Origin of the sequence: Paractinoplanes brasiliensis (assembly GCF_004362215.1) — a bacterium.
GTDB lineage: Bacteria > Actinomycetota > Actinomycetes > Mycobacteriales > Micromonosporaceae > Actinoplanes > Actinoplanes brasiliensis.
In genome coordinates this window covers 2,606,449-2,624,961 of the sequence record NZ_SNWR01000001.1, presented here as the reverse complement: position 1 = coordinate 2,624,961, position 18,513 = coordinate 2,606,449, and the positions used below count along the sequence as shown (strand labels likewise).

Genomic DNA, 18,513 nt, shown 5'->3' with positions numbered 1-18,513 from the left:
CTGGTGGGTACCCGGGGGCACACGTGGGTCAAAGGCCGCGCGGCACCGTCAGAAGTTGTCCGGGGTGCTGATGCGGCTCTTCAGGTACGTGCCCGACTCGCTCAGCACGCCGCTGCTGTAGTCCGAGCCGTTGCAGGTGCCGGACCGGAAGGCGGCGCTGCTCTCGTCGGCGTCGGAGTACGTCCAGTTGGCGTAGCTGATCTGCAGGCGGTCGAGCAGGTCGAGCCACGTGCCGGTGCTCTGCAGGTCGACCTGGCCGCCGCCGGTGTAGGTGACGGTGCCGAACTCGGTGACGAACAGCGGGAGCGAGGCTGCCGCCCGCTGCACCTCGGCGCGGTAGTTGTCCAGGTGTGACGCGGCGTAGAAGTGGAACGCGTACATGATGTTGCTCGCGTTGACCGGATTCGCGGTGATCTCGCTGGAGTTGCCGCCCTCGGAGACGCCCAGCGACGACCAGCCGCGGGTGCCGACGATGATCACGGCGTCCGGGTCGTTGGCGCGGATCACGGGAATGACCTGCTCGGCGTAGCTCTTGATGCCGGCCCAGCTGACGCCGTTGGGCTCGTTGGTGATCTCGTAGATGACGTTCTTCTTGTTCGCGTTGCGGGCCGAGACCTCGTTGAAGAACGTCTTGGCGCGGGCCAGGTTGTAGTTCGGGTCGCCCGGGGTCAGCGTGTGGAAGTCGATCAGCGCGTACAGCCCGCGGCTCTCGGCCTGGTCGACCAGCCCGTTGACCTGCGACGTGAAGCCGGCCGGGTTGGTCTCGTAGCCGCCCTCCTGCACGTACATCGAGATGCGCAGCAGGTCGGCCTTCCAGTCGTTGGCCAGCGCGTCCAGCGAGTTCTTGTTGTAGCACTTGGCGAACCACTGCAGGCCGTGGGTGCTCATGCCGCGCAGCTGGATGGCCTTGCCGTTGGAGTTGCACAGCTTGGTGCCGCAGACCCGCAGCTGCCCGTTGATCGCGACCGGGGTGGTGCCGGTCGGGGGAGCCGAGGTGGGCGGCGTGGTCGGCGGGGCAGAGGTCGGCGGGGTGGTCGACCCGTCACAGGAGACGCCGTTGACCGTGCACGACGTGGGACGACCGGCGCCGCCGGCGATGAACCCGAAGGACGTCGACGCGCCCGCCGCGAGCGTGGCGTTCCAGCCGGCCGGCGTGAACGTGTAGGTCGAGCCGGAGGCCGACTGCGTGGTGTTCCAGGAGTTGACGACCGTCGTTCCGGCGGGCAAAGTCAGCTGAACCCGCCAGGTGCTGATCGTGGACGAGGTGTTGTTCCTGACCTCGACCTGGCCCTGATAGCCGTTGCTCCACGAGCTGGCCACGGTGAAGACGGCCGTCTCGGCGCCGGCCGGCAGGGCGATGGCCGTGGCCGCCGTCGCGGCGACCGCCGCCACGGCGACACCGGCGAGGATTCTCCATCTGCGCATGGGGGATCGATGCTCCATCGGGGGAGGGGAACGGGGAGGATGCGTGGGAGCGCTCCCACGGACCATAGCCGTAACCATCGATGGCCGCAAACATGGAGGAGGGCCGAGGCGTCATTGCCCCGGCCCCCGAAACGGGCTGAATCAGCCCGTGTTGCGCATACCGGCGGCGATGCCGTTGACCGAGGTCAGCAGCGCCCTTTCCAGGGCCGTCGAGTCGGACGGCGACCGGCGCGCCCCCGGCGCCACCATGGCCTGGCGGTCCGCCTCACCGGCCTCGCGATACTGCCGGAGCAGCGCCACCTGCAGGTGGTGCAGCGGCTCGAGATAGGTGTCGCGGACGCCCAGCGTGCGCTTGAGCTCGGGCTGGTTCTCCAGCAGCTCCGACGTGCCGGTGATCGCCAGCACCTCGCGCACGGTCAGCTCGTACTCCGCCCGGATCGTCTCGAAGATCGGGTGCAGGTGCTCGGGCACCAGCGTTTCGACGTAGCGGTGAGCGATGGTCAGGTCGGTCTTGTTCAGCATCATCTCGACGTTGGACAGGAACGTCTGGAAGAACTGCCAGTTGGCGTGCATCTCGCGCAGCGCCTCGGCGTGCCCGGCCTCGCGAGCCGCCTTGAGCCCGGTGCCGACGCCGAACCAGCCCGGCACGATCTGCCGCGTCTGGGTCCAGCCGAACACCCACGGGATCGCCCGCAGGCCGCCCAGACCGGCGTCCGTGTTCGGGCGCTTGGCCGGGCGGGAGCCGATGTTCAGCGCGCCCAGCAGCTCGGTCGGGGTGGCCGCCCAGAAGTACGCGGGCAGGTCCGGGTTCTCGACCAGCGAGCGGTACTGCGCGTACGCCGCGTCGGAGGCCGTGTCCATCGTGCGGTCCCAGCGAGCCAGCCGTTCGAGGTCGACCGACGGCGAGGTGTGCAGCAGGGTCGCCTGCAGCACCGCGGCCACCGTGAGCTCGAGGTTTTCCCGGGCCAGGGCCGGCAGCGTGTACTTGTCGGAGATGACTTCGCCCTGCTCGGTCACCTTGATCGCGCCGTCGAGCGTGCCGTAGGGCTGGGCCAGGATCGCCTCGTGCGTGGGGCCGCCACCACGGCCCACTGTGCCACCGCGGCCGTGGAAGAGCCGCAGCCGTACGCCGTGCCGGGCGGCCACGTCACGCAGTGAGCGCTGTGCCTTGTGGATGCCCCACTGGCTGGTGGTGATGCCGCCCTCCTTGTTGGAGTCGGAGTAGCCGAGCATCACTTCCTGCACGTCGCCGCGGGCCCGCACGATCTCGCGGTACGCCGGCAGCGTCAGCATCTCGTCGAGCAGGTCGCCACCCGCGTCCAGCTCGGCCGGCGTCTCCAGCAGCGGCACGATGTTGACCCGCGCCCGCCCGGTGTGGATGTCGACGAGGCCGGCCTCGCGGGCCAGCACGGCCGCCGCCAGCACGTCGTCCACACCCAGGGTCATCGAGATGATGTACGTCTCGATGACGTCGGCGCCGAACCTGTCCTGCACGTCGCGGATCGTGTTGAACACGTCGAACGTCTTGCGGGCCGAATCGGTCAGCGGCGTGTCGGCGCTGGCGAGGGGGCGCCGCCCGGCGAGCTCGGTGGCGAGCAGCTTGGTGCGCTCGGCCCGGTCGAGCGCGGCGTAGTCCTCCACCTCGCCGACCTGGGCGTACATCTGCTGCAGCACCTCGTGGTGCTTCTCGGCGTGCTCGCGGACGTCGAGCGTGGCCAGCTGCAGGCCGAACGCCGACACCGTACGGATCGCGGTGGCGACCACACCGACGGCGGTGAGCTGGCCGGAGTTGCGGGCCAGCGACGCCCGGATCAGCTCGAGGTCGCTGATCAGCTCGTCGCTGCCCAGGTAGTCGCGGCCGGCGACGTGCGCGGTGCCGTTGCGCAGCCGGGCCCGGGTGTTCGCGAGCTTGGCCTTGATCGCGCGGACCTTCAGCCTGTACGGCTCCTCGGCGTTGGTGCGGCGGAACCGGGGCGCGACCTCGGGCAGGTTGTCCAGGTCTTTGGCAAGCGAGGCGGACAGGTCGAGCGAGACCCCGCGCAGCCGCCGCGACACCGACAACACGTCGATGAGCTGGTCCATCGCGGCCTCGGTGGCCTGAATGCCGTGCTCGTGCTGGATCAGCAGCACGTCGCGGGTGACGGCCGGAGTGACGAACGGATTGCCGTCGCGGTCGCCGCCGATCCACGAGCCGAAGGTCAGCGGGCGGGCCGTCGGCGCCGTCTCGACGCCCAGCTGCCGCAGCGTCTCGGCCAGGTCGGCCAGCACCTGCGGCGCGGCCTCGGCGTAGAGGTCCTTGAGGTAGTAGACCGCGTTGCGGGCCTCGTCGGTCGGGTCGGGCCTGTCCAGCCGCAGCTCGTCGGTCTGCCACAGCAGGTCGATGAGCTCGGCGAACTTGCGCGTCGAGGCGGTTGTGTCGGACTGGCCGTAGAGCACCTGAGCCGCGGCCTCGGCGTCGAGCGCGTCGGCCAGCTGGCGCAGCTTGGACAGGATCGAGCGTCGGGCGGCCTCGGTGGGGTGCGCGGTGAAGACCGGGCGGACCGCGAGGCGGCGGGCGGCCGCGGCGATCTCGTCGGACGGCACCCCCCGCTCGGCGATCAGCTTGGCCGCCTGGTCGAGCCAGCCGCCGTCGCGGGCCCGGCGCCGGCGCAGGTCACGCGAGCGGTGCACCTGCTCGGTGATGTTGGCCAGGTGGAAATACGTCGAGAACGCGCGGGCCAGTTTGGTGCCGGTGGTGACGTCCATGGCCGCGAGCCGGTCGGCGGCAGCCTCGGGCTCCTGCCGGACGAGCGCGCGAATCTCCTCGACCAGGTCGAGCAGCGGACGGCCTTCCTGGCGGGCCAGGGTCTGCCCGAGCAGGGTGCCGATCCGCCGGATGTCGGCGCGCAGGGCGGCGTCAGGACCGTCGGGGTCGAGGTGGCCGTGCTGGTCGGTCATCGGGGGGCGCTCCTTCGCCTCAAGGTGCTCCAGGACAGCGCTGTCCCGACTGCGCCGATCGTATCGGCGTGACCGGCCGAAGGGGGGAATTGGGATAAGGTTCACTTGGCCAGAGCGAGGGCGTACGCAGGGAACCAATGCCCCGCCGGGGGGTGACCCGGCCCGCACGCGCCGTCGGACTCCCCGGGGCGTTTCACCCAGAGGTACGCGTCGACCAGCGCGTGCCCCGTCCGCAGTGTGGGCGCCGGCCCGAGGCGGCGTCCGGCCGGGTTGCACCAGTGCCGGTCGCCCGCGCCGCGCTGGGCCGGCCCGTTGCCGTTGCGGCTGGTGTCGACGATGAAATGTTTGCCCCCGAGACTCCGCGAGACCGTATTCCCGTACGCGACGTTGTCCGCTGTGGTCTCGAAGTTGGCCACGTTGAGCGCGAACCCGGCCGCCGTCCCCACACCGGCCGAGCGCAGGGCCGGGCCGAGCTGCGCCGCCGGGACCCAGGTCGGGTTGCCCGCGTCGACGTAGACGCGCACGCCCGGGGACGCCATCCGCAGGGCCGCCACGGCGTGTCGCAGCAGACCGAAGCGCTCGGCCGCGCGCTCCGCGGACAGGCACCCCCGTACGGCCTGTGCCACCGCGTCCGGTTCGAGCACGACGATGGCCCGGTGCCCGCGCAGGGCCCCCGCCAGCGCGTTCACCCAGCCCCGGTAGGCGGCGGCGTCGGACGCCCCGCCCGCCGAATGCCCCGAGCAGTCCCGGTGCGGGATGTTGTAGAGCGTGAGCACCGGGGTGCGCCGGGCGGCGGTGGCCGCGGCGACCAGCCGGCGCGCCCGCTCGACGTAGCCGGGCGCGCCGTCGGTGAACCAGACCGAGGTCGGCTGGTCGGCGATGCGGCGGATGAGGGCCGCCTCGCCGCGCCGCCCGGCCCGTTCCAGGGCGCGTACGGCGACGGCCGCCGCGCCGTTCGGGTCGACGTAGAGGTGCGGGCTCACGGCCCGCGGCGGTTGCGGGATGTGCAGCTCGCGGTCGAGTTCCCGGGCCCCGGCGGCGACCGCCACCGTGCCCAGGCCGATCAGGGAGCCCGCCAGGAGCAGGGACAACCGGGCCCGGCGGGGCATCACCGGACCTTGACCCAGTGGGCCACCGACGGGCGCCCCTGGTCGTCGACGAGGAACAGCATGTACCAGCCGGACGGCGCGATCCCGGCCTGCGCGGGCGCCCGCAGCTCGAGGCGGCCGTCGCCGTCGTGCCGCAGGCCGAGCGCGACCGAGCGCTGGTCGGTGTCGGTGCCGTGGGTGACCGAGCTCGGCCGGATCAGGCGGGCCGACGTGATGCGCGCGGCCTGCGGCGACGCGACCGGGAAGGAGCCGCCGCGGGTGATCTCGGCCGGGGCGTCCGTGATCGCCGGCCGGTCGCCACGGAACAGGTAGGGCGGGCTGTAGACCTCGATGCGCTGCTCGAACGTGCCCGGCGCCGTGCCCGTACGGTCGTAGAGCGGGTCGCTGCCCATCGTGATGATCCGGCCGTCGGGCAGCAGGATGGCCTCGGAGTGGTAGTTGCGGCCGACCGTCGACTCGGCTGCGGTGCGGAACGAGTTGGCCGACGGCACGTAGAACTGCGCGTTGAACAGGTCGCTGCGCGGCTGCCCCCGGTACGGCCCGCCGCGGTAACCGGACGAGCCGCCGCTGGTGAACACGGTGTCGTCGGGCAGCACGACGGTGGACAGGTAACGCGCCGGCTTGGGCAGATCCGGTCCGGGGCGGTACGCCGGCTTCTTGCGGCGCAGGTCGACGATGTCGGTGCGGGCCGTCGAGACCGGCGAGTCACCCACCCCGCCACCACCGAAGATCATCACTTGCTGCTCCTGGGCGGGCGGCAGCAGCAGCGAGGTGGCGGTCTCGTTGAGCTCGGGCTGCCGCAGGCCGGGCACGGGCTGGAAGCGGTTGCGGCCGAGGTCCCAGATGCCCGGCGTACGCCCTTCCTGGTCCGAGCCGTAGCCGCTGTTCGCGCCGGAGTAGAACAGCCGTCCGTCGGCCAGCTGGTGCAGGCTCGGATAGGTGGGGAAGTAGCGCTGCAGCTCGGGCGCGCGCGACCACGTCTTCGTGCGCGCGTCGTAGACCTCGTTGCGCCCCGGGATGATCCGGCCGTACTGGTCGAGGCCGGAGACCGCGAGCACGTTGCCGTCGGTCATCGTGACCAGGGTCGGGTACCAGCGGTGGTCGGTCATGTCGCCGGTACGGACGTAGCGCTCGGTGCGCGGGTCGAACTCGTACGAGGTCTTGTCGCCGCCGTACTCCTGCTTCTCCCGCGTGATCTTGTCGGCCACCCCGTACAGGTTGCGGCGGTCGGAACCGGTCAGCGACGGGATCGTGTACTGCGCGCCCTCGCGGACGACCGGGGCGTCGCCGGCGCGTACGGCGTCGACCCAGACCTCCTGCTCGCCGGCCGTGACGGCGACGTGCGGGCCGTGCACCACCTTGCGCGCGGGCGGCACCGTGAACGCCGTACGGCTGGCGTACTCGTGCCCGGAGGCCGAGCGGAACCGGGTGCCCTTGGCGAACCGGCGCGCGCCGTGGTCGGCCGACTCGTTCTTCACCTTCATCACGCCGCCGGCCCGCTTGACGTCGGACTCGAGCACCTCGTACGACTTGGTGCCGCCCGCGATCAGCAGGTTGCCGCTGGGCAGGAAGCTGTGCCCGGCGCAGAACACGTCGGTCGGCGTGTCGACCTCGCTGAACTTGTCCGTACGGGGGTCGTACAGGATCGTCCGGAAGGTGCCCGCCTCGAACTGCTCGCGGTTGTTGCCGCTGCCCGCCACGATCAGCACCTTGCCCGTGCTGAGCAGGGCGGCGTGGATGGCGTTGACCCGGAAACCGGCCGGCACCGGCAGCTTGGCCCAGTGCCCGTACTTCTCCTTGTAGGACTGGCGGTTGATGTTGTAGTTGTGCAACGCCTCGGATCCGGCCGCGAGGACCGGGCGGTTCGCGAACGCGACCACGGCGAGCACCACCACCGCGACGGTTCCGCTGGCCATCCGGCGCGCGAGACTGGGGCGGGGGCGGGGCTTCATGCAGCGGGCTCCTTTTTTCGTTGCCGGCGTTGCGCGAACCACAGCGCCGGCGGGGTCAGGCAGATGAGCAGGTTGAGCGCGGGCCACACGAACATCGCGTTGTCGACGTGCCCGGTGACCTCGGCGATCACCAGCAGCACGACGTAGAACCCGGCCCAGCGCAGCCCGGGTGCGAAGGTGGCCAGCCGGTCGGGGCTGGTGGAGTCGCCCTTGGGCGTGACCACGAAGCCGGCCGTACGGCGCAGCAGCGCGCCGACGAAGGACGAGACGTAGATCGGCGTGGACAGCGTGGACGCCACCATGCCGGTCAGCCCCGACGAGCCCGCTTCCTCGTGCGGGCTGGTGTTGTGGCGCCGGTTGAACACGTACAGCCCGACCTGGAACAGCGCGGCGTCGATGTAGAGCATCAGCCACACCTCCTGCGGCACGTGCACGCCCTGGGCGCCGAGCGCCAGATAGCAGAACGCGTTGATCGCCCCCAGCAGCCAGGCCAGGGCGGTCAGCGGGTAGTACGACATCAGCAGGCCGTAGTGCAGCGCCCTGCCGGGGCCGAGCTTGAGCGCCAGCCGGGCGAACTTGCGCAGCACCACCTCGTCGGTCCCGCGTGACCAGCGGTGCTGCTGCGTGAAGTAGTCGGTCCACGAGGACGGGCCCTCGCCCACGGCCAGCACGTCGGGCGTGTAGACGGAACGCCACTTGCCGGCGTGCAGGGCCAGGCTGGTCGCCATGTCCTCGGTGATCGAGTCCTGCAGCCCCCCGATCGACTTCAGGGCCTTGATGCGTACGGCGTTGTTCGTACCCACCAGCATGGCGATCCCGCGGCGGTTGCCGGCCCGCTGCAGCAGCGAGTGGAACAGGTACTGCTGCGACTCGGCCCAGCGGGTGACGAGGTTGTCATAGTTGCCGTAGATCTGCGGCCCGACCACGAAACCGACGTCCGGGTCGCGGAAGTAGCCCAGCAGCCGCTCGCAGAAGTTGGGCATCGGCACGTGATCGGGGTCGACCGAGACGAACACGTCGTAGTCGTCGCCGTTGACCTCGACCCACGAGTTGTAGTTGCCGTGCTTGGTCCTGGCCTTGAACGCGCCCGAGGCGGTGTTGAACTCCTCGCGGCCCTTGCGGCTGAAATGGCGGACGCCCAGGCGCTCGCACATGGCCTTGACCTCGGGGTCGTCGCCCTCGTCGAGCAGCCACACGTCGTACGTGCCGCCGTAGCGCACGTTGCGGGCCGCGCGCAGGGTCCGCTCGACCATCGCCACCGGCTCCTTGCCCGGCACGATCGTGGTCAGGAAGGCCACCCGCAGCGTCGGGTCCGGCACCACCGGCACGGGGTCGCGCGCCCACAGCGTCGACAGGCACAGCGTCACGACGTTGACCAGCCGGAACAGCTCGATCGCGGCGGTCGCGCCGATCATCATCAGCGCGCCGGCGTAGTGCGCCGGGTTGAGCGAGCGGTCCGGCAGCTCGATCGACGCGATCAGCCAGCCGAAGAACGTGCTCTCGAACGCGAACGCGAACATCGTGATGAGGACGGTGAGGAACGGACGCCGGCGGGCGAGCCGCTTCATCCGTACGCGATAGGGCTCCTGACCCTGCGGCGCCGGATCGGCCGGGCCGGCCAGCACGCTGTACGCGCTGTAGTTGTAGCGCGCGGGCAGCAACATCGTGGCCGCCTGCAACGCCGGGCTGACGCTGACCCGGCCGGTCGGGCGGCGGGGTGCGGGAACCTTCTCCTGGACCTTGCGCATCAGGCGGACAGGGGTACGGCCGGGCGCACCACGAGACGGCGCTCCTTGGACCCGATGCGCGTCACCGGCGAGGCGAACCGCAGCCGGTGCGGCGTGGTCGTGGCCTTGGCCTTGGTGACGAAGGCGTGCCGGGCGGCGGCGAAACCGGACCGGTCGCCGAACATGTCGCGGCTCATCTCGGCCAGCTCACGGGCCTCGAACACCTCCAGCGGCACGCGCTCGGCGGCCAGGCCACGAGCCTTGGCCTGACGACGACGGCGGGCTGTGCGAGGGTCGGCCTCGCGCTCGGCCAGATCGGTCAGCCATTGTGTGTACGCCTCGGGGTGGCGCGGCCCGACCTCGTCGACCAGCCCGATCGAGACCGCGTGGTCGGCGCTGATCGGGAGCTTGTCGTCGACCAGCCGCTGCGCCTGACCCGCGCCGACCCGCCGTGGCAGCGTGAAGGTGTGCAGCTCGGAGCCGTACAGGCCCATCTCGTAGTACGGGTTGAGCACGATTCCCTCGCGGGCGGCCACGATGTCGGCGCCGAGGCCGAGCATCACGCCACCGGCGCCGGCGCTGCCCGTGTACGCGGAAACGACGACCTGCCGCGTGCAGGTGACGATCTCGCGGCACACGTCGTTGATCGCCCGGATGTTGGTCCACGCGCCCGCGGCAGGGTCGGACGCGGCCTCGATGACGTTGAGGTGGATGCCGTTGCTGAACGCGTCCAGGCCGCCCTGCAGCACCAGCACCTCGGTGTCCTGGGCGACCGCGTGCCGCAGTCCGGCCAGCATCCGCCGGCAGTGCCCGGCCGACATCGCGCCGTTGTAGAACTCGAAGGTCAGCCAGCCGATTTTCCCCGTACGGCGGTAGCGCACCTGGCGATAGGTCTGCGGCGCCTCGGGCTCGGCGCCGACGGGCAGCGGCGAGTGCGGAACGCCCCTGAGCCGCGCGCCGAGCAGGGTGGTGGCCGGCAGCTTGATCCGGCGTTCCCCTTCGGCGGCGCGCAGGTGGCCCAGCCAGATCGCGCCGTCGCCGGTGCCGACCAGCACCGCGCCCTGCCGGCGGCCGAGCAGCACACCGGGCCGCGGGTCACGGGCCGGGCCGGGCGTGCCGTCGTACGCGAACACCGGCAGCCCGGCGATCTCGGTGCGCACCCCCGGCGAACCGTCGGCGGCCCGGATCTTGCGCAGGATCCGCTCGGTCGACTCCGACCAGTCGAAGGCGCGGTCCTTCTGCGTCATCGACGGTCGCAGCCGCGCGTCCGGCACCCCGCCCGCGACCTGGCCGGCCGGCGCCGGCTCGAAGCCCGGGTCGGCCGCCTTGGCCACCACCTCGAACACGCACTCCATGGCGGCGTCGGCGACCAGCCCGTTGTAGAGCGACGACTTGCGCGGCGGAGTGGCCGGCAGGCCGAACGTCCGGGTGGCCCAGATCGGCCCGGCGTCCATCTCCTCGACCGCCTGCAGCGCCGTGACCCCCCACACGGGCAGCCCCTCGGCGATCGCCCAGTCCAGCGAGGACGGGCCACGATCGCCGACCGGGCCCGGGTGGATGATCACCGTGCGCCAGTTCCGCCAGACCTTGGCCGGCACCCTGTCCTTGAGGAACGGGCACAGGATCAGGTCGGGATTCGCGGCCCGCACCGCATCGGTCATGTCCGACGCGCCGGTCGCGAGCTGCACGCCCACGTCGTGCCCGGCCTCGCGCAGCGCGCACCAGACCCGCTGACTGAGACCGTTGAACGCCGTAACGAGCAGCAGGATCCGCACGTTTCCTCCCCAGGGAATGCTTTCTGCAGCCGCCACTATTGCCCCGTTATCAATGGCTATGTCGGACATGCTGTGCGTTGTTGCGCCGCCGCCCGTGAATGTCGGTGGGGCGGACTAAACTCGTCGTCGTACCCCCGCCCCCTCCGGGCGCTGGGGTTAATTGACGTGCTTGGGGTCTTTCAGATGCAGCTCTCCGGTCTCATTCCCGCCGCGCTCCGCGACCGCGGTCTCGCGCGTGCCCGCGACCTGGCGCGCCAGGGCTTCGTCTCCTCCGACGCCCTCGACCTCACCGCGCCCGCCTCGCTGCGGCCGTTCGTCGTGGCCACCGTGGCCGGGACGGCCGAGATCGGCGGCGCCGACCGTCCGGTGCTGGCCGTCACCGCCACCACCCGTGAGGCCGACGACCTCGCCGACGCGCTGGGCTGCCTGATCAGCCCGTCCCGGGTCGCCGTCTTCCCGTCGTGGGAAACGCTGCCCCACGAGCGGCTGTCCCCCCGCTCCGACACGGTCGGCCGCCGGCTGGCCGTGCTGCGCCGACTGGCCCACCCGGCGTCCGGTGAGGAGCTTCAGGTCGTCGTCGCGCCGGTCCGTTCACTGCTGCAGCCCCAGCTCAAGGGCCTGGGTGACCTCGAGCCGGTCGAGCTGACCACGGGCGGCGAGGCCGAGCTCGAAGCGGTGGCCCGCCGGCTGGCCGACATGGCGTACGCGCGGGTCGACCTGGTCACCAAGCGCGGCGAGTTCGCCGTACGCGGCGGCATCCTCGACGTCTTCCCGCCCACCGACGAGCACCCGTCACGTGTCGAGTTCTGGGGCGACGAGGTGGAGGAGATCCGCACCTTCGCCGTCGCCGACCAGCGCACGATCGACCCGGTCACGTCCCTGTGGGCGCCGCCCTGTCGTGAGTTGCTGCTGACCCCGGCTGTTCGGTCGCGCGCTGCCCGGCTTTCCGCCGAACACCCGGAGCTGGCCGAGATTCTGGACAAACTGGCCGAGGGCATTCCCGTCGAGGGCATGGAGTCGCTGGCCCCGGCGCTGCTGGACGGCACCGACAGCATGGAGCTGCTGATCGACTGCATGCCTTCGGGCACCCACGTGCTGCTCTGTGACCCCGAGCGGATCCGCACCCGCGCGCACGACCTCACCCGCACGTCCGACGAGTTCCTCGAGGCGTCCTGGGCCGCGGCGGCTGTCGGCGGTCAGGCCCCGATCGACGTGGGCGCCGTCGCCTTCAGGACCTTGGCCGACGTACGCGCTCACGCGGCGACCCTGAAGCAGCCATGGTGGACGCTCTCGCCGTTCGGCCTCGCTTCGGATGGTCAGGATCAACCCGATGATCAACCCTGGCTGGAGAAGCCCGAGGTCGAGGTCTCGCCCGACCTGGGTGACGCGGTGGCCCTGGCCGCGCAGCCCGTGCCGCTTTACCACGGTGACACCGCCAAGCTCGCCGGCGACCTGAGCGACTGGGCCGCCGCGGGCTGGGCCATCGCGCTGGTCTTCGAGGGCCACGGCACCGCCCAGCGGGCCACCGAGCTGCTGCGCGACGCCGGGCTCGGCGTCACCCCGGCAGACTCCATCGAGGCCCCGATCGAGCCCGGTCAGCTGCTCGTCACCTGCGGCGGGCTCAACCACGGCTTCGTCGACGCCACCTCGCAGCTCGCCGTCATCACCGGCAACGACATCACCGGCGGCCGGGGCGCGTCCACAAAAGACATGCGCAAGATGCCGTCCCGGCGGCGCAACACCATCGACCCGCTCGAGCTCAAGCCGGGTGACTTCGTGGTGCACGAGCAGCACGGCATCGGGCGTTACGTCGAACTGGTGCAGCGTACGGTCAACGGCGCCGACCGCGAGTACATCGTGCTGGAGTACGCCGCCTCCAAGCGCGGCCAGCCCGGCGACCGGCTCTACGTGCCGACCGACCAGCTCGACCAGCTCTCGCGCTACGTCGGCGGCGAGTCGCCCACGCTGCACAAGATGGGCGGGGCCGACTGGCAGAAGAGCAAGGCCCGCGCCAAGAAGGCTGTCAAAGAGATCGCCGCGCAGCTCATCCAGCTGTACGCCGCCCGCCAGGCCTCGCAGGGCCACGCGTTCGGCCCCGACACGCCGTGGCAGCGCGAGCTGGAGGACGCGTTCCCCTACACCGAGACGCCCGACCAGATGGCGGCGATCATCGAGGTCAAGCACGACATGGAGCTGCGGGTCCCGATGGACAGGCTGATCTGCGGCGACGTCGGTTACGGCAAGACCGAGATCGCCGTACGGGCGGCGTTCAAGGCGGTGCAGGACGGCAAGCAGGTCGCCGTGCTGGTGCCGACCACGCTGCTGGCCCAGCAGCACTACAACACGTTCACCGAGCGGATGAGCCAGTTCCCGGTGTCCATCAAGCAGCTGTCGCGCTTCCAGACCCCGTCCGAGGCGCGGCTGACCCTCGAGGAAGCCGGCAACGGCACGGCCGACATCGTGATCGGCACCCACCGGCTGCTGGCCAACTCGACCCGGTTCAAGAACCTCGGCCTGATCATCGTGGACGAGGAACAGCGGTTCGGCGTCGAACACAAGGAGCAGCTCAAGTCGCTGCGGGCCTCGGTCGACGTGCTCACCATGTCGGCCACCCCCATTCCCCGTACGCTGGAAATGGCCATCACCGGCATCCGCGAGATGTCGACGATCGCCACCCCGCCCGAGGAACGCCACCCGGTGCTCACGTTCGTCGGCGCCCAGGACGACAAGCAGGTGGCCGCGTCGATCCACCGTGAGCTGCTCCGCGACGGACAGGTCTTCTACCTGCACAACCGGGTCGAGTCGATCGACAAGGCGGCCCGCAGGCTGCGCGAGCTGGTGCCCGAGGCCCGGGTCGCGGTGGCGCACGGCCAGATGAGCGAGGAACAGCTCGAAAAGGTCATGGTCGGGTTCTGGGAGAAAGAGTTCGACGTCCTGGTCTGCACCACGATCGTCGAGTCCGGCATCGACATCCCCAACGCCAACACGCTCATCGTCGAGCGGGCCGACCTGCTCGGCCTGGCCCAGCTGCACCAGATCCGGGGCCGGGTCGGCCGGGGGCGCGAACGGGCGTACGCGTACTTCCTCTACCCCCGTGAGAAGCCGCTCACCGAACAGGCCCACGAGCGGCTGGCCACCATCGCCCAGCACACCGAGCTCGGCGCCGGCATGTACGTCGCGATGAAGGACCTCGAGATCCGCGGCGCCGGCAACCTGCTCGGCGGCGAACAGTCCGGCCACATCGAGGGCGTTGGTTTCGACCTGTACGTCCGGATGGTCGGCGAGGCCGTGCAGGCGTTCAAGGGCGAACGCCCCGAGGAGGAGCCCGAGGTCAAGATCGACCTGCCGGTGGACGCGCACCTGCCGGTCGACTACGTCTCGGTCGAACGGCTGCGGCTCGAGATGTACCGCAAGCTGGCCGAGGCCCGCGACAACGCCAAGCTCGACGAGGTCGTGGCCGAGATGACCGACCGGTACGGCGAGCCGCCGGCCCAGGTGACCAACCTCATCGCGGTCGCCCGGTTCCGCCAGCTGGCCCGGGCGTACGGGCTGACCGACGTGTCGATGCAGGGCAAGCACATCCGGTTCTCCCCGCTGCCGCTGCCCGACTCCAAGCAGCTGCGGCTCAAGCGTTACCACCCCGACTCGGTCTACAAGCACGCCACCGACCAGGTGAGTGTGCCCCGGCCCAGCACCCGGCGCGTGGGCGGCGAGCCGCTGCGCGACCAGGCCCTGCTGGAGTGGTGCGCCCAGCTGCTCAAGGACGTGCTGGGGGAGGTGCCGGCGCCTGTCACGGCTTCATAGCTCCAGTCTGCCGGCGCTTCTGCCGGGGCCGGGTGATCTGTCTCATAACCTTCGTGAGAGAGTCAACGTCATGCAGCGTGCTCGCCGACTGGCATCCATCGTCGTCGTTGCGTGTCTCGGGGTGGGCGGGCTTTCCGCCTGCCGGTCCGAGCCGTCCGTGGCCGCGTACGTCGGCGACAGCGTCAAGGTCACCGAGGCCCGGGTGCAGGAGGTCTGGGACAACGCGTCGGCCGAGCTGACCCGCGCGGTGGCCGAGCAGCCCGACGCCCGCGACGGCGCCCCGGCCATGCCGATCACCCGTGCCGAGATCGTCCGCACGCTGGTCGGCCATGACGTGCTGGCCGACGTGGCCGAGCGCGAGGGCGTGACAGCGCCGGCCGACCTGGCGCTGTCCGACTACGCCACCCAGCTGCGCCTGCCCCCGACCGCTGAATACGTCCGCCTGTACGCCGAGACCGACGGCCTGCTGCGTGCCCTGCGCGCCAAGGTGCAGGCCGGCGCGCCCGACGCCACCGAGGACGACCTGCGCCAGGTCTTCAACGTCCTGATCACCTCGGGCGAGGTCCCCGCGGGCACGACGTTCGACCAGTTCAAGACCCAGCTGCCCGCCGAGAACCTGGCCCTGGTCAAGACGGCCGCCGCGGTGCGCAAAGAGGTCGCCGAGCTGACCGACACGCTGGACATCACGGTGAACCCGCGGTATCAGCCGCTCAGCATCCCCGTCCTGGAGTTCCAGACCCAGCAGGGTCAGCTGAAGCCCCTGGTCAACGTTCCGCTGGGCGAGGCCACCGACAGCCCGGTCACCGACATCTCCTGACGGCTTCCGTAAACGGGCCCGGTCTTCCACGAAGGCCGGGCCCGTTCCGGCTCAATCCGGGGGTGGCAGAGTTGCGGGCATGACCGCACGGATCTTTCTGCTTGTCACATCACCCCGCCTCCCTGCGGGCCTGCTCACCGCGGCCGCCTGGGATGTCGTGCGGAACCACCCGGTGTTTGCCGGGGCCGAGAGCGAGCAGGCCGAGGCGCTGCGCAAAAGCGGTGTTCCGGTCACCGTGGTCGACAGCGATCCCGAGCGGCTGATCGCCGAACTGGCGGCGGTTGACGACCACCACGGGGCCGGGGACCGAGGGGTTGTGTGGCTGGCGGGGCCGACGGGCGACGAGGCGTTCGCGCGCGGCTTGGGGCTCCGGCTGGCGCGCGAGCCGGGACTGGCCGAGCTGGAGCTGATCTACGGCTCGTGGGATCCGCCCGGGGCCCGGCTGCTCGACGCCGTCGCGGTGATGGACCGGCTGGCCTCGCCCGGCGGCGACCCCTGGAAGCGGGCCCAGACGCACCGCACGCTGGCGCCGTACCTGCTCGAGGAGAGCTACGAGGCGTACGACGCGATCGAGTCCGACGACACCGACGCCCTGCGCGAGGAACTGGGCGACGTGCTGTTGCAGGTGGTCCTGCACGCGCGCCTGGCCGAGGAACTCCCCGAGGACGAGGCCTGGAACATCGACGACGTCGCGGGCGGGCTGGTCGACAAGATGGTGCGCCGCAACCCGCACGTGTTCGCGGGCGTCGAGGTGGCCGACATCGAGGAGATCACCCGCAACTGGGACTCCATCAAGAAGGCCGAGAAAGTCCGCGACTCGGCGCTCGACGGCATCGCGCTCAGTCAGCCGGCCCTCGCCCTGGCCGCCAAGATCCTTCAGCGTACGGGCCGGGCCGGGCTCACCGCCCCGCTGCCCGACGGGTCCGACGTCGGTGCCCGGCTGTTCCGGATCGTGGCCGAGGGCGGCGACGCCGAGCAGGCACTCCGGCGCACGGCACTGGAGTACGCGGAGGCCGTACGGGCGGCGGAAAGCACAGCCAAGGCGGCAGAACCCAGAATTGTCGGACCCGCCGAGTAGGTTTCACGACATGCCGGAGTTCGTACCGCTCGCCGAGCGCATCGTCGACGCCCTGCTCGAAAGCAACCCCGGGCTGGCCACCTATTCGGGTGATCACCGGTTCGACGACCGTCTGCCCGACCTGTCGCCCGGCGCGGTCGACGCCCAGGTGGCCATGCTGCGCGACGCGACCGACGCGTTGTCCGGGGTCGATGCCGACGCGCTCGAGCCGGAGGATCAGGTCGATCACGCCATTCTCAGTGCCATGGCCGAGCGAGGCCTGTTCGAGCTGGGCGACGTCCGCGAGCACGAGTGGAATCCGCTGGAGCACAATCCCGGCCCGTTGCTGCACGCGCTGATCTCGCGCCAGTTCGCCCCCGCCGAGGAACGCCTGGCCGGCCTCGGCGGCCGGCTCGCGGCGATTCCCGACGCGCTGGCCACGGCTCGGGCCGTGCTGCGTGACGTGCCGCGCATCCACGCCGAGACGGCGATCGGCCAGTTCGCCGGCACGGCCGCGCTGATCCGCGATGACCTGCCCGCCCTCATCGAGCAGGAACCCGGCATGCGCAGCGCCCTCGAGCCGTCGTCGGCGGCCGCGCTCAAGGCCCTCGACGAGTTCGACGGCTGGCTGCGCGGCCTGATCGACAGCGGCGAGCCCGGCCGTGATCCGCGTCTGGGCCGCCCCCTGTGGGAGGCTCGGCTCTGGCACACGCTCGACACCGAGTTGCCCGCGGCCGAGGTGTTGTCACGCGCCGGGGCCAACTTCGAACGGGTCAGCGAGCGCCTGCGTGAGGCGGCTGCCGAGCTGACCGGCGGTCCGGCCACCGCCGAGACGGTCCGCCAGGCCCTCGACATGCTCGGCGAGCAGCATCCGGCCAACGACACGATCGTCGGCCTGGCGCAGGTCACGATGCGGGAGGCGACAGAGTTCGTCCGCAAGCACGACATCGTGTCGCTGATCGACGACCCGTGCGTGATCGAGGAGATGCCGGAGTTCGCCCGCGGCGTCGCCGTGGCCTATTGCGACCCGCCCGGCCCGCTCGAAACCGCCGACGTGCCGACGTTCTACTGCATCTCGCCGACCCCGTCCGACTGGCCGGCCGAGCGGGTCGAGTCGTTCTACCGCGAGTACAACGACCACATGCTTCGCGACCTCACCGTGCACGAGGCGATGCCCGGCCACTTCCTGCAGCTCGCCCACTCCCGGCGTTTCCGGGCTGCGACCAGGGTGCGCGCGCTCGGCTGGTCCGGCCCGTTCGTCGAGGGCTGGGCCGTCTACTCCGAGGAAGCGATGGCCGACCTCGGATTCGGCGGCCTGCCGGTGCGTCTGCAGCAGCTCAAGATGCAGCTGCGCATGAGCCTCAACGCGATCATCGACCAGCTCGTCCACTGCGACGACCTGCCCGAGGCCGATGCCATGGCCCTGATGACCGGCGGCGGCTTCCAGGAGGAAGGCGAGGCCGCCGGAAAGTGGCGCCGCGCCCTGCTCACCTCAACCCAGCTCTCGACCTACTTCGTCGGCTACACCGAGGTCGCCGCCATCGCCGCGGCCCGCCCCTTCGGCGCCACCCCCAAGGCCTGGCACGACGCCATGCTCGCCCACGGCTCCCCACCCCCACGCCACCTCCGCACCCTCCTCGGCGTCTGACCAGCCCACACCGCCCACCCCTGATGTGCGCCACCGGGCCACGTAGGCAATAGGGGTCGGCGCGCCGTACGGCAGGGGCGCGGGAGGGGTGGCGTTGGGTGCGGATTGGCCGAGCTGCGCTGACGGGGCGGGCTGCGTAAGGGCCGATGAGCTGTGCGGTGCGGCTGTGAGGCCGACGAGCCGAGCTGGGCGGAACTGTGGAAGCTGATGAGCCGCGCCGGCCGGGGGCAGGGCTGCGGGACTGATGACCGTGCCCCGGGCC

At 71.2% G+C, this 18,513-nt stretch carries 10 protein-coding genes; 4 read left to right on the top strand and 6 right to left on the bottom strand.

Annotation, left to right across the window (positions count from 1 at the left end; translation table 11 throughout):
• Positions 1-48: 48 nt before the first annotated feature.
• The 6 genes from C8E87_RS11600 to C8E87_RS11575 all read right to left on the bottom strand — a co-directional run bounded on the left by C8E87_RS11600 (position 49) and on the right by C8E87_RS11575 (position 10,925).
• The gene (locus tag C8E87_RS11600; RefSeq protein ID WP_133873104.1) at positions 49-1,425 is read right to left on the bottom strand and encodes a cellulase family glycosylhydrolase; all 1,377 of its coding nucleotides are present in this window, start codon (positions 1,423-1,425) and stop codon (positions 49-51) included.
• A gap of 141 nt (positions 1,426-1,566) precedes the next feature.
• Positions 1,567-4,362 (bottom strand): phosphoenolpyruvate carboxylase, encoded by a 2,796-nt coding sequence (gene ppc, locus C8E87_RS11595; RefSeq protein WP_133873103.1) that lies wholly within the window; start codon positions 4,360-4,362, stop codon positions 1,567-1,569.
• A gap of 101 nt (positions 4,363-4,463) precedes the next feature.
• Complete coding sequence (locus C8E87_RS11590) at positions 4,464-5,471, bottom strand: glycoside hydrolase family 6 protein (protein ID WP_133873102.1); 1,008 nt, start codon at positions 5,469-5,471, stop codon at positions 4,464-4,466.
• Complete coding sequence (glxA, locus tag C8E87_RS11585) at positions 5,471-7,423, bottom strand: radical copper oxidase GlxA (protein ID WP_133873101.1); 1,953 nt, start codon at positions 7,421-7,423, stop codon at positions 5,471-5,473. Before glxA ends, C8E87_RS11590 begins: the two co-directional genes overlap by 1 nt.
• On the bottom strand, positions 7,420-9,171 hold the full coding sequence (locus tag C8E87_RS11580) for a glycosyltransferase family 2 protein (protein ID WP_166661151.1): 1,752 nt from the start codon (positions 9,169-9,171) through the stop codon (positions 7,420-7,422). Before C8E87_RS11580 ends, glxA begins: the two co-directional genes overlap by 4 nt.
• Positions 9,171-10,925: a hydrogenase maturation protein gene (locus C8E87_RS11575; RefSeq protein WP_133873100.1), complete on the bottom strand. Its 1,755-nt coding sequence runs from the start codon at positions 10,923-10,925 to the stop codon at positions 9,171-9,173. Before C8E87_RS11575 ends, C8E87_RS11580 begins: the two co-directional genes overlap by 1 nt.
• Before the next feature lie 183 nt (positions 10,926-11,108).
• Here C8E87_RS11575 and mfd point away from each other — a divergent pair, with 183 nt between their 5' ends.
• The 4 genes from mfd to C8E87_RS11555 all read left to right on the top strand — a co-directional run bounded on the left by mfd (position 11,109) and on the right by C8E87_RS11555 (position 18,251).
• Positions 11,109-14,729 (top strand): transcription-repair coupling factor, encoded by a 3,621-nt coding sequence (gene mfd, locus C8E87_RS11570; protein ID WP_133873099.1) that lies wholly within the window; start codon positions 11,109-11,111, stop codon positions 14,727-14,729.
• A gap of 70 nt (positions 14,730-14,799) precedes the next feature.
• Complete coding sequence (locus tag C8E87_RS11565) at positions 14,800-15,546, top strand: hypothetical protein (RefSeq protein WP_133873098.1); 747 nt, start codon at positions 14,800-14,802, stop codon at positions 15,544-15,546.
• Between the two features lie 79 nt (positions 15,547-15,625).
• The gene (locus C8E87_RS11560) at positions 15,626-16,624 is read left to right on the top strand and encodes a nucleoside triphosphate pyrophosphohydrolase (RefSeq protein WP_133873097.1); all 999 of its coding nucleotides are present in this window, start codon (positions 15,626-15,628) and stop codon (positions 16,622-16,624) included.
• A 10-nt stretch (positions 16,625-16,634) separates the two neighbouring features.
• A complete protein-coding gene (locus tag C8E87_RS11555) occupies positions 16,635-18,251 on the top strand; it encodes a DUF885 domain-containing protein (RefSeq protein WP_133873096.1) in 1,617 nt (538 codons plus the stop codon).
• Positions 18,252-18,513: the final 262 nt, after the last annotated feature.

Bases quoted from the DNA above. Each gene is read 5' to 3' on its own strand.
- C8E87_RS11590 (WP_133873102.1), bottom strand. From the start codon at position 5,471: ATGCCCCGCCGGGCCCGGTTGTCCCTGCTCCTGGCGGGCTCCCTGATC.
- mfd (WP_133873099.1), top strand. From the start codon at position 11,109: ATGCAGCTCTCCGGTCTCATTCCCGCCGCGCTCCGCGACCGCGGTCTC.
- C8E87_RS11560 (WP_133873097.1), top strand. From the start codon at position 15,626: ATGACCGCACGGATCTTTCTGCTTGTCACATCACCCCGCCTCCCTGCG.
- C8E87_RS11555 (WP_133873096.1), top strand. From the start codon at position 16,635: ATGCCGGAGTTCGTACCGCTCGCCGAGCGCATCGTCGACGCCCTGCTC.
- C8E87_RS11600 (WP_133873104.1), bottom strand. From the start codon at position 1,425: ATGCGCAGATGGAGAATCCTCGCCGGTGTCGCCGTGGCGGCGGTCGCC.
- glxA (WP_133873101.1), bottom strand. From the start codon at position 7,423: ATGAAGCCCCGCCCCCGCCCCAGTCTCGCGCGCCGGATGGCCAGCGGA.
- ppc (WP_133873103.1), bottom strand. From the start codon at position 4,362: ATGACCGACCAGCACGGCCACCTCGACCCCGACGGTCCTGACGCCGCC.
- C8E87_RS11580 (WP_166661151.1), bottom strand. From the start codon at position 9,171: ATGCGCAAGGTCCAGGAGAAGGTTCCCGCACCCCGCCGCCCGACCGGC.
- C8E87_RS11565 (WP_133873098.1), top strand. From the start codon at position 14,800: ATGCAGCGTGCTCGCCGACTGGCATCCATCGTCGTCGTTGCGTGTCTC.